Here is a 12090-nt window from a genome sequence, read left to right as displayed (position 1 = left end):
GCCCCGGCTCACTCCACCTCGCCGGCCTCCTGCCAGGCGCGGGAGGCGCGCTGACGGGCGAGATGGGCCATCAGGGCCGCCCCGCCGCCGACGAGCAGCAACGGCCAGCCCGGTTCGAGCCCGGAGGGGTGGCCGTCCAGCAGGGACCACACCCCGAGCAGCCCCATCAGGCCGATCGAGGCGCCGACGCCGCTTACCCAGACGGCATGGAGGGAGTGGTCGTCGAGCAGCTGCCATCGCACCGGCGGCAGGTCCGCGCCGGCCGCCCGACGACGAGCGCGCGAGGTCGCCAGGAGCAGCAGCTGCAGCAGGCGGGTCATCGAGTATCCGCCGAGCGCGAGCCCCGCGACCAGTACCGGCACGAGCATCGGCCGCGCCTGGCCCGCGGCGGAGACGGTGCGCACCGTCGCGAGGACGGCGAGCACTGTCAGGACCACGCCCGCGATGGCGACCAGCCCCGGCAGCAGGGGAGAGGGGCCTGACAGCGGGGCGGGTGCCTGGCCGTCCTGCTCGGCGCCGACGATCATCCCCTCCGCATCCAGCCGCGGGAAGGCGGCGAGCTCCTCCGGGAGCCCGTCCGCGGACCCCTCCGTCGGCCCCTCCGCCGGAACGGGCTCGAGCCCCTGCTCGGGGTCGGGGCCGGAGGCACGGTCGGAGCGCATCGCTCCACGGTAGCCCGCGACGCGCCCGCACCGGGCGCGGGGACGGGACCGGTCGCGCCGACGGTAGACTCCCCGGTGTGATGAGCGAGATCGAGATCGGCCGCAACAAGCGGGGACGCCGCAGCTACAGCCTGGATGACGTGGCGGTGGTGCCCTCCCGGCGCACCCGGGACCCGGAGGACGTCTCCACCTCGTGGCAGGTGGACGCCTACCACTTCGACATCCCGATCTTCGCGGCCCCGATGGACTCCCTGATGTCCCCGGACACCGCCATCGAGCTGGGCCGTCTCGGCGGTCTGGGCGTGCTGGACCTCGAGGGCCTCTGGACCCGCTACGAGGACCCGACCTCCCAGTTCGAACGGATCGCACAGGCCTCCGACGACGAGGTCGTCTCGGTGATGCGCACCGCGTACGAGGAGCCGGTCAAGTCCGAGCTCATCCGCGACCGCCTCCAGCAGCTGCGCGACGCCGGCGTCACCGCCGCCGGATCGCTCTCGCCGCAGCGCACCCAGGAGCACTGGAAGACCGTCGTCGACGCGGGCGTGGACCTCTTCTTCATCCGCGGCACCACGGTCTCGGCGGAGCACGTCTCGACGAGCCGTGAGCCGCTGAACCTCAAGAGGTTCATCTACGAGCTCGACGTCCCGGTGATCGTGGGCGGCTGCGCGACCTACACCGCGGCCCTGCACCTGATGCGCACCGGCGCCGCCGGCGTGCTCGTCGGCTTCGGCGGCGGGGCCTCGCAGACCACCGAGGAGACCCTCGGCATCTCCGTGCCGCTGGCCGGTGCGGTGGCCGACGTCGCCGCAGCCCGCCGCGACTACATGGACGAGTCCGGCGGCCGCTACGTGCACGTCATCGCCGACGGCGGACTGGGCCGCTCGGGCGACCTGGTCAAGGCCATCGCCTGCGGCGCCGACGGGCTCATGGTCGGTGCGGCGCTCGCGCGCGCGGAGGAGGCCCCGGGCCACGGCCATCACTGGGGCAGCGAGGCCCACCACCCGACGCTCACCCGAGGGCACCGGGTCAGCGTGGGCACGGTGGCACCGCTCGAGCAGATCCTCTTCGGCCCGTCGATCTCGGCCGATGGCAACACCAACCTGGTCGGGGCCCTGCGCCACGCGATGGCCACCACGGGCTACCTCGATCTCAAGGAGTTCCAGCGGGTCGACGTCGTCGCGAAGCCGTGACCGATGCCCGATGAACGAGACGTCCCGCCGGTCTGAGCCGTCCGGGGGTGTGCCGCCGACCGCCGTGCTGGCGTTGGCGGTGCCGGTGATCCTGGTGTGCCTGGTGCTGCTGATCGGGCCCTTCTACGACGACGGCCAGAGGCCCTTCCGGCTGCTCAGGGTGCGGCTGGAGATGCTGCTCGGGGATCACCTGCCGCGTGGCGCGACGTCCCTGCTCCACGAGGACTTCTTCATGGTCCTCATGCTGTTCTGCGTCCTGCTGCTCGGCGTGATCCCGTACCAGTCCGCGAAGCGGGCGCATGCCGTCCGCCGTCGCGAGCAGGCCGGGGCCGCGGGTCGCCGTGCCGAGCGGGGCACGGCGGGGACGGCGGGTGCCGAGAGCGTCGCGACTACGGACGTGCCGACGCTCACGATCGGTGTCGAGGAGCTGCGCGGCCGGGCGAGTCGTGCCGGGATCCCCTGGGACTCGGCGTACGAGACCGCAGGGGGAGCGCGCGCGCTCCTCGAGATCCTCAGGGAGCTCCGCCGCGATCCGGTGGAACCGGGCGGGGACGCGACGAGCGACAGCAACGGTGCGGGTGCCGGGCGCGAGTCCTCGGCCGTGCCGGCAGGCCCCGTCGGAGCGGACGAGCTGGCGCCGGGAGCGGCACCCGTCATACCGGTCCCTGTGGCACCGGATGGCGCCGAGCCGGATGCGGTCGAGCCGTATGGCGCCGAGCCGGAGCCCGCCGCGGCGCTCGAGACATCAGAGAGCCCCGCGTCGCAGCCCCCGGCCGAACCGGCCTGGACCCCCACCTACTCCGGGTCCGTCTATACCTCCACCACCCTGTACTCCTCGGAACGGCTCGAGGGACAGGACGCGACGGATGAGGAGGGCGAGCGATGACCCGGCGGTCCTCTCCGCGCGGCCGGGCGGCAGGCAGGCGATCACCCCTGCGCACCGTCTTCCGCTCCCTGCTGCGGCTGTTCCTGGCTCTCGTGCTGGCGTTGTGGGTGATGGTGCCGTTCCTGCACTGGGAGCTGCGCCCCGATCTGGTGGAGTACATCGTGCCGTGGCTGCTGCGTCCCTCCACCGGGTTCCTCTCGTTCGTCGCGGTGTTCTGGATCTGGATCGAGGGACCGGGCATGCTGCGCGCGCTGGCGTCGCCGCCGCGGACGGAGCAGGAGCCGCCCGTCGTCGAGGAGCCGGGTGAAAAGCCGGGTGAGGAGCTGCTCACCGTCCCGACCGCCGCACCGGAGGCGCTGGGCCTCGAGCATCGCCTGGAGATGGCTCGCGCCCTCGGGATCCCCTGGGAGGACGAGCTGCTCGTCGATCAGCAGGAATGGGCCCGCGTGTGCCGTGCCGCCGCACGCGATCGTGCCGCTGCGGTCCGTCCCTGAGCGGCTGACATAATGACGGGGCGCCCGGGGGTCGGTGCGCAGCATCTGCCGGGGGAGTGGGCGCAGCATGGAACGATCGATCGTGGAGGGGCCCGCGACGGACCCTGAGGTGCGCACGTGGTGAGGCCGTCCCGCGGGAGATCCTCGGCGTCGAGAGGTGGCGTCCCGGCGTGGGCGATCCTGGGGCTGGGCCTGCTCGCCGCGGCGGTGAGCCTGGTGCTGCTGTTCGTCCCCTTCTTCGATGCCCCGAGCTCGGCGGCCTCGATGGTGCGCGAGCAGATCGTGCAGCGGCTGCACGGGCGTGGTCCTGGCTTCCTGCATCTCTGGCTGCACCACGGATACGTCCCCACCCTCGTGCTGCTGTGGCTGCTGGTCCTCGTGGTGCTGCCGTGGCGCGCGGCCATGATCCGGCAGCACGATCCCTCCTCCGACGTGCCGGGCCCGGAGGAGCCGACCCGTCGTTCCGGGCAGGAGGGGTCCAGCTCGCCCCTCGTCTTCACCGACGACGGGGGTGTCGAGGACAGGATCCATCCAGGGTCCTGGCGCATCTTCCGCAGCACCCAGGAGCTCCAGGCGATCGCCCGGGACGCGGGGATCCCCTGGCGTGCGGAGTACGAGACCGCGGGCGGCGCTCGCGCGTTCCTCGAGATCCTGCGCGTCGTCTCCGAGGAGCCTGCTCCGGAACGCCTCGAGGGGGACCGGCATGATCCGTCCCGGTCGGGTCGAGCCACGCCGTCGACGGAGCAGGAGCCGTCCGGACCTCCCGAACCGGAAGGTCGAGGTCCCGCGGAGCCTGCGGAGTCGCAGGGAACTGTCTCCCTCGCCGGCCTCGGCGCAGACGGCGGAGGAGCGCCCGACGAGGACCCCTCCGATGTCCGCGCCACGCCCTCCTCCTGGACCCCGAGCTGGTCCGGATCGGTGTACACGTCCACCGATCTCTACACCTCGGACCGCCTGGAGAGGACTGCTGACGCGGAGGACGAGCCGAGCACCGACAGCGGAGACCGGACAGGAGGGGAGACCCGATGAGCGACTACCAGCCGATCCCCACCACAGCGCCGGAGGAGTCCTCCCCGCAGGGAGGACGGGCGAAGAACGGCCTCGTCGCGGCGGCTGCCCTCTCCGCGGTGCTCCTTCTGCTCGGGACGCCGTGGGAGACGGTGCTCTCCTTCGGCGGCCCGTTCCTCCTCTTCTCCCTGGCGCAGCCCGCCTCGGGGTTCTATGCGCTCACGGCTGCGCTCTGGCTGTTCTTCACCGTGCCGGGAGTGCTGCGCAGGCTGGCCCGTCGGCGCACCCGAGCAGGGGGCACCGGGCTTGGGCGGACCCCGTCGAAGACCCGGGACGCCGCGGGCAGACGCCGCCTCTCGATCCCGCGCGAGAATCTGGAGGACGTCGAGGGTGAGTTCCGTCGGGATCTGGCCGAGGCGCTCGGCATCCCGTGGCGCGACGAGCTGTTCTTCGATCAGGGCGCTTGGTCCTCGACCTGCCGAGCGGCGGCGGAGGAGAGGGCCGCGTCGGATCTCCGCTGACGTATCGGATGCACGGCGCAGGGGCTGATGGCGCACGTGCCCGCCCGCAGCCCGCGCAGACCCCGAGCCCCGCACGCTCGAGGAGGCTCGACGGCTCGCCGACGACCGGCCGCCGGCGCCTCAGGACCGCACGCGCGCGACGATCCCCCAGATCAGCAGGATGACCGCGAGCAGGCCGAGTCCGATCGGGATGATGAGGCCCACGGCCATGCCCACCAGGGAGCCCACGAAGCCGATGTCCGCGACCGCGACGTCGCTGGCACCGTCGCAGGTCACGGCGACCTCCTGGTCGTCGGTGACCTGGATGCTGCCGACGACCGTGTACTCGGTGCCGTCGATCGTGGCCGGTGACGACCCCTGGGAGGGATCCCAGACCATGTCGGAGGCGCCCTCGACCGTGCAGGAGGACGAGCCGGTCTCGGAGGTCGGGACGTAGACGAAGTAGAGCGAGGAGGACGTGGTCTGAACCGTGCCGGACGGGCCGCCGATCGAGACCGGGCTCGCGGACAGCAGAGCGATGACCGTCACCACGATGCCGGCCACGACGGGCATCACGATCAGGCCGATGAGGTTCGCGATGATGCCCAGGATCCCGAAGATGATCCGCTTCAGGCCGCGCTTCTTCGCCGGTGCCCGGTACGTGCCGTAGGACGCCTGGTACGCCATCTGTTCCCCCTGGTGAGTTCGTTCTCGACCCTCGAAGAGTACGTCGTGGGAGCGCTCGGCGCGGTGGTGAGCAGTCCCCACCCGCCGACGTCGTACCAGGAGGGCGGAGTCGAGCGGGCCTCAGCCCTCGCCGCGGGCGACGGCGTCGGCCTGCTGCGCGATCGACAGCTCCTCGTTCGTGGGCACGATCATCACGAGCGTCCGCGAGGCCGGGGTGGAGATGACCCGGGGTCCCTCCGCACGGGCCGCGTTCGCTGCGAGGTCGATCTCGATGCCCAGATCCTCGAGGCCCGTGAGCAGGCGCTCGCGGACCATCGGAACGTTCTCGCCGATCCCGGCGGTGAAGGTGAGCACGTCCAGACCGCCGAGCACGAAGGTGTAGGAGCCCAGGTACTTGCGCAGCCGATGCACGTACACGTCGGTGGCGAGGATGGCGGCCTCGTCGCCGGCCTCGACGGCCTTGGTGATGTCGCGGAAGTCGCTCATCCCGCACATGCCCTGCATCCCCGAGCGCTTGTTGAGGATGTCGTCGATCGCGGGGGCGTCGAGACCGGCGCGTCGGTGCAGGTGGAGGTAGATCGTGGGGTCGATGTCCCCGGTGCGGGTGCCCATCACGAGCCCCTCGAGCGGCGTCAGCCCCATCGAGGTCTCCACCGCCCGGTCCCCGAGCACAGCGGAGGCGGAGGCGCCGTTGCCCAGGTGCATCACGATCTGCCGCAGGTCGCTCACGTCCCTGCCCTCGGCGGCCAGGAGCTCGGAGACGGTGCGGGAGACGTACTGGTGGCTGGTGCCGTGGGCGCCGTAGCGGCGCACCCGGTACTCGGTCGCGATCTCGCGGTTCAGCGCGTAGGTCGCCGCGGCCTCGGGCAGGCCGGTGAAGAACGCCGTGTCGAAGACGGCGATGTGGGGGACGTCCGGCAGCAGAGCCATCGCGCCGTCGATCCCGTCCACCGCCGCATAGTTGTGCAGCGGGGCGAGCTTGCCCAGGTCATGGATGTCCCAGCGCACCTGCTCGTCGATGAGGACCGGCTCGGAGTACCGCGCCCCGCCCTGGACCACCCGGTGCCCGACGGCGCGGATGCTGCCGTCGGTCAGCGAGAGGCCCACCTCCCCGAAGAGCGTCTCGACGATGGTCATCGCCGCCTTGTGGTCCGCGACGGGACCCTCGAAGGTCGACTCCTTCCCGTCGGCCGCGATCTTGGCGGTGCCGTTCTCCTGTCCCACGCGCTCGACGATCCCGGAGGCGTGGACGACGCCGTCCCCGGGGGAGAGCAGCTGGAACTTCAACGAGGACGAGCCGGAGTTGATGACGAGGATGCGGGAGGCGGTGGGATCAGCCATGGAAGAGCTCCTGGAGGTGCCGGACGAGGGTCAGCCGACGGTGGGGGAGGGCGCCTGCGCCTGCGCCTGGATCGCCGTGATCACCACGGTGTTGATGATGTCGTCCACGAGGGCGCCCCGGGAGAGGTCGTTGACCGGCTTGTTCAGCCCCTGCAGGACCGGACCGATCGCGATCGCGCCGGCGGAGCGCTGGACGGCCTTGTAGGTGTTGTTGCCGGTGTTCAGATCCGGGAAGACGAAGACCGTCGCCCGGCCGGCCACGGAGGAGTCCGGCAGCTTGGTCTTCGCCACCGATGCGTCCACGGCGGCGTCGTACTGGATCGGTCCCTCGACGTCGAGCTCGGGATCCTCCTGGCGCACCAGGGCCGTCGCCTCGCGGACCTTGTCGACGTCTGCGCCGCTGCCGGAGGTGCCGGTGGAGTAGGAGAGCATCGCGATGCGCGGCTCGACCCCGAACTGTGCGGCCGTGGCCGCGGACTGCACGGCGATGTCCGCGAGCTGCTCGGCGGTCGGATCCGGGTTCACGGCGCAGTCGCCGTAGACCAGCACCCGGTCCTCGAGGGCCATCAGGAACACCGAGGAGACGATCTTCGCCCCCGGCTTGGTCTTGATGATCTCGAAGGAGGGACGGATGGTGTGGGCGGTGGAGTGGGTCGCGCCGGAGACCATCCCGTCGGCCTCGCCCATCTGCACCATCATGGTGCCGAAGTAGGAGACGTCCTGGACCTTCTCGCGGGCCTGCTCGAGGGTGACGCCCTTCTTCGCGCGCAGCCGCGCGTACTCGGCGGCGTAGCGCTCGACGTGCTCCTCGTGGTGCGGGGAGACGATGCGCGCCTCGGAGATGTCGTGGCCCAGCTGGGCGGCCAGAGCACGGATCTCGTTCTCGTCACCGAGCAGGATCAGCTCGGCGACGCCGCGGGCGAGGATCGCCTCGGCAGCCGCGATGATCCGCGGCTCGTCCCCCTCCGGGAGCACGATCGTCTTCTTCGCGCCGCGTGCGCGGGCCAGCAGCTCGAACTCGAACATCATCGGCGTGACGACCTCGCTGCGGCTCACCTCGAGAGAGGTCAGGAGCTCCGGGATCGGCAGGTGCTCGGCGACGGCGCGGCGGGCGGCGTCCATCTTCTGCGGGCTCGCGACGTCCAGCCGCCCCCGGGAGGTGGAGACCCTCACGGCGGTGTCGAAGGTGGACAGATCGGTGGTGAGGATCGGCAGGTCCTGGCGGACGCCGGAGATCAGGCGGCCCACCTCCTCGGGGACGTCGTAGCCGCCGGTGAGCAGGATCGAGGAGAGGGCGGGGAAGGTGCCGGACTGCTGCGCCATGACCAGCCCGGGCAGCAGGTCGTAGCGGTCGCCGGGAGCGATCACCGTGCAGTTCTCGGTGAGCCGGCTGAGCACGTTGGGCAGGCTCATCGCCGCGATGACGGTGCCCACGGCGACGCGGTCCAGCCACTCGGGGTTGCCCTGCAGGAGGGTGCCTCCCACGGCGTCCTTGAGCTCCTGCACCGTGGGGGCGAGGATCACCGGGTTCTCGGGGATCGCGGCGACGAGCGCCTCGGGGACCCTCGCCGCGACCGCGTCGCGGACGGCGTCCAGGCAGTCCGCGTCGGCGCGGTTGACCACCACGGCGATCGGCAGGGCGTGGTGCCCGCCGAACTCGCTCATCGACACCGCCGCGAGGGCGGCGATCTGGTCCGGGCTGCGGTCCAGGCCGGAGAGCACGATCACCACGGGCGCGCCCATGTTGGCCGCGACCTCCGCGTTGAAGGACAGCTCGGCGGGGTTGGCGAGGTCGTCGTAGTCCGAGCCGAGGACCACCAGCACGCCATAGCGCTCGGCGAGCTCGCGGTGGCGGGCGAGGATCCGCTCGTGCGCGGCATCGGGGTCGGAGAGCATCAGCTCGTGCTCCACCCCGATCGCGTCCTCATAGGACTGCTCCACCGCCGGATGGCTGGTGAGGAGGTCGACGGCGTAGTCGCGCGATCGGCCGGACTGGACCACGGGGCGGAACACCCCGACACGGTCGGATCGGGAGGCGAGGGCTTCGAGGAGGCCGAAGGCCACCATCGACTTGCCGGTCATCCCCTCCGGGCTGGCGATGTAGACACTCTTGGACACGGTCCCCAGCATAGGTCCGTGCCGGGCCGACGGCTCGGGACCTTCGGAGCTGCGGCCGGGCTGCGGGGACGTGGGCGTGATGTGAGAGACCTCGCCGCCCAGCATCCGTCCCGGCGGCGGCTCGTACGATGGGCGCATGCTCCGCGTCGCCCTCCGTCCCCGCTTCCTGGGGATGCTCGCCCTGATGGTGGCGGCGACCGTCGTGTGCGGCCTGCTCGCCACCTGGCAGTGGGACCGTGCGCATCAGGCGATCACCAGCCATGCGGCCGGGCCCGAGCAGCTCGGCGACATCCGCGGCGTGCTGGAGGTCGGCGATCCCGTGACCAACGCGCTCTCCGGCCAGGACGTCACCGCCACGGGCAGCTATGCGCCGGGTGAGCAGGTCCTCGTGCCCAGCCGGAACATCGGCGGCACCCCGGCGGTGCTCGTGGTCTCCTCGCTCATGGTCGACCTGGAGGACGGCTCCCGGGCCCGGCTGCCCGTGGCCCGGGGCTGGCTGCCCGAAGCGGACGTCACCGGCGCCGACGGGCAGATCGACCCGGACCTCGCCCCCTCCGCCCCGCAGGGCGAGATCGAGATCTCCGGCCGGCTGGAGGCCAGCGAATCCGCCACCGGCGGCGTCGAAGGGGGAGTGGCGAGCGAGATCGCGACCCCGCTCCTGGTCAACGAATGGGGATCACCCATGTTCGCCGGCTACGTCTCCGTCTCGGACCCCTCCGGCCCGCTGCGACCGCTGCCGGCGGCGGAGTCCGACTTCTCCCGTGGGCTGAACTGGCAGAACATCGGCTACTCCTTCCAGTGGGTCCTGTTCGGCGGCTTCTTCCTCTACCTGTGGTGGCGCTCCGTGCGGGCGACGCACCTCGACGAGGTCGCCGACCGCCGCCGAGCCATGCAGGACCTGCTCGGCGACGACGAGCCCGACGCCGGCGACCCCGCCGGCACCATCCCTTCCTCGGCCGTCGCCGCGACGACCGCCCCCTCCTCCGACAAGGACGTGTGACCCGTGCCCGCTCCCCGCCCCCTCGACGAAGTCGCCGCCAGGACCTCCTTCGCCCGCTTCCGCGTGGCCTCCATCGTGGAGGGCATCGCGCTGCTGGTGCTGGTCGTGATCATGCTGATGCGCTATGTGGTCTTCGGCGGCGACGTCCCGTTCACCTCGGTGTCCCCGTTCTGGGAGCAGGTCTCCTCGGTGTGGTCCCCGATCCACGGCCTGATCTACATGGTCTACGTGGTCCTCGGCTTCGACCTGTGGATGAAGATGCGCTGGGGCCTGGGACGGATGCTGCTGCTGATGTTCTTCGGCGTCATCCCCGTGCTCTCCTTCTTCGGCGAGCGCTGGACCCACCAGAAGGTCGAGGCCGACCTGGCCCGTCGACCCACCCTGCAGGACGAGGACCGGGCCTGAGCAGATCCACCTGGGAGGGGCGCCCGGCCCGGAGGTGACGAGGATCGTCCCCCGACGGGGCGGACGGGAGCACCCGGAGCGCGACCTCCCACGTAGACTCGGCCGGGTGAACGACACCGACCAGCGCCCCGTCCTCGTCGTCGACTTCGGCGCCCAGTACGCACAGCTCATCGCCCGCCGCGTGCGGGAGGCCCGGGTCTACTCCGAGGTCGTCCCGCATTCGATGCCGGTGGAGCAGATCCTCGCCAAGCAGCCTCGCGCGATCATCCTCTCCGGCGGTCCCAGCTCCGTCTACGCCGAGGGCGCCCCGCGCCTGGACCCGGCCATGCTCGAGGCCGGCGTGCCCGTGCTCGGGCTCTGCTACGGCTTCCAGTCCATGGCGGCGGCGCTCGACGGCACCGTCGCGCCGACGGGCCTGCGCGAGTACGGCGCGACCCGCCTGGAGAGCATCGACGGCGATTCCCAGCTGCTCGCCGCGCAGGACCTCGAGCAGAACGTGTGGATGAGCCACGGCGACTCCGTGACCGGCGCCCCCACCGGCTTCGAGGTCGTCGCGACCTCCGCCGCGAGCCCCGTCGCCGCCTTCGAGAACGCCGAGAAGCGCCTCTACGGCGTGCAGTGGCACCCCGAGGTGGGCCACTCCGACCGCGGCCAGGAGGTGCTCGAGAACTTCCTGCACCGCGGCGCGGGCATCGAGCCCACCTGGACCACCGGCAACGTCATCGAGGAGCAGCTCGAGCGGATCCGCGCGCAGGTGGGCGAGGGCTCCGCGATCTGCGGCCTCTCCGGCGGCGTGGACTCCGCCGTGGCCGCAGCCCTCGTGCAGCGCGCCATCGGTGACCGCCTCACCTGCGTGTACGTGAACCACGGCCTCATGCGCCAGGACGAGTCGGCGCAGATCGAGCAGGCCTTCGGCGCCTCCACCGGCGGCGCGAAGCTCGTCATGGTCGACGCCGAGGAGCAGTTCCTCGCCGCGCTCGCCGGGGTCACCGATCCCGAGCAGAAGCGCAAGATCATCGGTCGCGAGTTCATCCGCTCCTTCGAGCAGGCCCAGGCCGACATCCTGCGCGAGCAGGGCGTCGTCGAGGGCGACCACGCGGAAGCCACTGCTTTTCTGGTCCAGGGCACGCTCTACCCCGACGTCGTCGAGTCCGGCGGCGGCGAGGGCGCGGCGAACATCAAGAGCCACCACAACGTGGGCGGCCTGCCCGAGGACCTCTCCTTCGAGCTGGTCGAGCCGCTGCGCGCCCTGTTCAAGGACGAGGTCCGCGCGGTCGGCTCCGAGCTGGGCCTGCCCGACGAGATCGTCTGGCGCCAGCCCTTCCCCGGCCCCGGACTCGGCATCCGCATCATCGGAGAGGTCACCAAGGAGCGCCTGGACATCCTGCGTGCGGCCGACGCGATCGCCCGCGCCGAGCTGACCGCCGCCGGCCTGGACCGCACCATCTGGCAGTGCCCCGTCGTGCTGCTGGCCGACGTGCGCTCCGTGGGCGTGCAGGGCGACGGCCGCACCTACGGCCACCCGGTCGTGCTGCGCCCCGTCACGAGCGACGACGCCATGACCGCCGACTGGGCCAAGGTGCCCTACGAGGTCCTCTCGAAGATCTCCACCCGCATCACCAACGAGGTCAGCGAGATCAACCGCGTCACCCTCGACATCACCAGCAAGCCCCCGGGCACCATCGAGTGGGAGTGACCTCCCGCCCGGCCTGAATGCTCAGGCCCCGGCGAGAGCGACAGAGGTGGGGTGATCGAGGGTCGATTCCCCCACCTCTGTCACATCCGGGACGTTGCGCCGG

General features: G+C 71.6%; 12 protein-coding genes. 8 read left to right on the top strand and 4 right to left on the bottom strand.

Features of this window, described 5'->3' with window-relative positions:
- Positions 1 to 8: 8 nt before the first annotated feature.
- Positions 9 to 662, bottom strand: a complete 654-nt coding sequence (locus CFK41_RS12570; protein WP_151904746.1) for a hypothetical protein — start codon at positions 660 to 662, stop codon at positions 9 to 11.
- Between the two features lie 80 nt (positions 663 to 742).
- Between CFK41_RS12570 and CFK41_RS12565 the strand changes: the two genes are divergently transcribed.
- The 5 genes from CFK41_RS12565 to CFK41_RS12545 all read left to right on the top strand — a co-directional run bounded on the left by CFK41_RS12565 (position 743) and on the right by CFK41_RS12545 (position 4761).
- A complete protein-coding gene (locus CFK41_RS12565; RefSeq protein ID WP_096799973.1) occupies positions 743 to 1852 on the top strand; it encodes a GuaB3 family IMP dehydrogenase-related protein in 1110 nt (369 codons plus the stop codon).
- A gap of 10 nt (positions 1853 to 1862) precedes the next feature.
- Positions 1863 to 2738, top strand: coding sequence for a hypothetical protein (locus CFK41_RS12560; protein WP_151904745.1), 876 nt, complete (start codon positions 1863 to 1865; stop codon positions 2736 to 2738).
- A complete protein-coding gene (locus CFK41_RS12555) occupies positions 2735 to 3232 on the top strand; it encodes a hypothetical protein (protein WP_096799971.1) in 498 nt (165 codons plus the stop codon). The genes CFK41_RS12560 and CFK41_RS12555 overlap by 4 nt, the downstream gene beginning before the upstream one ends.
- A gap of 120 nt (positions 3233 to 3352) precedes the next feature.
- On the top strand, positions 3353 to 4261 hold the full coding sequence (locus tag CFK41_RS12550; RefSeq protein WP_151904744.1) for a hypothetical protein: 909 nt from the start codon (positions 3353 to 3355) through the stop codon (positions 4259 to 4261).
- Positions 4258 to 4761 (top strand): hypothetical protein, encoded by a 504-nt coding sequence (locus CFK41_RS12545; RefSeq protein ID WP_096799969.1) that lies wholly within the window; start codon positions 4258 to 4260, stop codon positions 4759 to 4761. The genes CFK41_RS12550 and CFK41_RS12545 overlap by 4 nt, the downstream gene beginning before the upstream one ends.
- 120 nt (positions 4762 to 4881) lie before the next feature.
- On the opposite strand, the gene CFK41_RS17955 is transcribed toward CFK41_RS12545, so the two are convergent.
- The 3 genes from CFK41_RS17955 to pta form a co-directional block, all read right to left on the bottom strand.
- Positions 4882 to 5427, bottom strand: coding sequence for a hypothetical protein (locus CFK41_RS17955; RefSeq protein ID WP_096799968.1), 546 nt, complete (start codon positions 5425 to 5427; stop codon positions 4882 to 4884).
- Positions 5428 to 5547: 120 nt separating this feature from the next.
- Positions 5548 to 6768 (bottom strand): acetate kinase, encoded by a 1221-nt coding sequence (locus CFK41_RS12535; protein WP_096799967.1) that lies wholly within the window; start codon positions 6766 to 6768, stop codon positions 5548 to 5550.
- A 30-nt stretch (positions 6769 to 6798) separates the two neighbouring features.
- Positions 6799 to 8898, bottom strand: a complete 2100-nt coding sequence (gene pta / locus CFK41_RS12530; RefSeq protein ID WP_096799966.1) for a phosphate acetyltransferase — start codon at positions 8896 to 8898, stop codon at positions 6799 to 6801.
- 124 nt (positions 8899 to 9022) lie between these two features.
- Here pta and CFK41_RS12525 point away from each other — a divergent pair, with 124 nt between their 5' ends.
- From CFK41_RS12525 to guaA, 3 genes are all read left to right on the top strand, one after another.
- Positions 9023 to 9886: an SURF1 family protein gene (locus CFK41_RS12525; RefSeq protein ID WP_096799965.1), complete on the top strand. Its 864-nt coding sequence runs from the start codon at positions 9023 to 9025 to the stop codon at positions 9884 to 9886.
- Positions 9887 to 9889: 3 nt separating this feature from the next.
- A complete protein-coding gene (locus CFK41_RS12520; protein ID WP_096799964.1) occupies positions 9890 to 10291 on the top strand; it encodes a DUF3817 domain-containing protein in 402 nt (133 codons plus the stop codon).
- A 106-nt stretch (positions 10292 to 10397) separates the two neighbouring features.
- Positions 10398 to 11987 carry a glutamine-hydrolyzing GMP synthase gene (gene guaA / locus CFK41_RS12515; RefSeq protein ID WP_096799963.1) on the top strand — a complete coding sequence of 530 codons (1590 nt, stop codon included), beginning with the start codon at positions 10398 to 10400 and terminating at the stop codon, positions 11985 to 11987.
- Positions 11988 to 12090: the final 103 nt, after the last annotated feature.

This window comes from Brachybacterium ginsengisoli (assembly GCF_002407065.1).
In the GTDB taxonomy this organism is placed as follows: domain Bacteria; phylum Actinomycetota; class Actinomycetes; order Actinomycetales; family Dermabacteraceae; genus Brachybacterium; species Brachybacterium ginsengisoli.
This window is presented reverse-complemented; position numbering and strand designations above follow the sequence as displayed.

Coding starts and splice junctions, on each gene's coding strand:
- CFK41_RS12555 (WP_096799971.1), top strand. CDS start 2,735: ATGACCCGGCGGTCCTCTCCGCGCGGCCGGGCGGCAGGCAGGCGATCA.
- CFK41_RS12535 (WP_096799967.1), bottom strand. CDS start 6,768: ATGGCTGATCCCACCGCCTCCCGCATCCTCGTCATCAACTCCGGCTCG.
- pta (WP_096799966.1), bottom strand. CDS start 8,898: ATGCTGGGGACCGTGTCCAAGAGTGTCTACATCGCCAGCCCGGAGGGG.
- CFK41_RS12545 (WP_096799969.1), top strand. CDS start 4,258: ATGAGCGACTACCAGCCGATCCCCACCACAGCGCCGGAGGAGTCCTCC.
- CFK41_RS17955 (WP_096799968.1), bottom strand. CDS start 5,427: ATGGCGTACCAGGCGTCCTACGGCACGTACCGGGCACCGGCGAAGAAG.
- CFK41_RS12525 (WP_096799965.1), top strand. CDS start 9,023: ATGCTCCGCGTCGCCCTCCGTCCCCGCTTCCTGGGGATGCTCGCCCTG.
- CFK41_RS12565 (WP_096799973.1), top strand. CDS start 743: ATGAGCGAGATCGAGATCGGCCGCAACAAGCGGGGACGCCGCAGCTAC.
- CFK41_RS12560 (WP_151904745.1), top strand. CDS start 1,863: ATGAACGAGACGTCCCGCCGGTCTGAGCCGTCCGGGGGTGTGCCGCCG.
- CFK41_RS12570 (WP_151904746.1), bottom strand. CDS start 662: ATGCGCTCCGACCGTGCCTCCGGCCCCGACCCCGAGCAGGGGCTCGAG.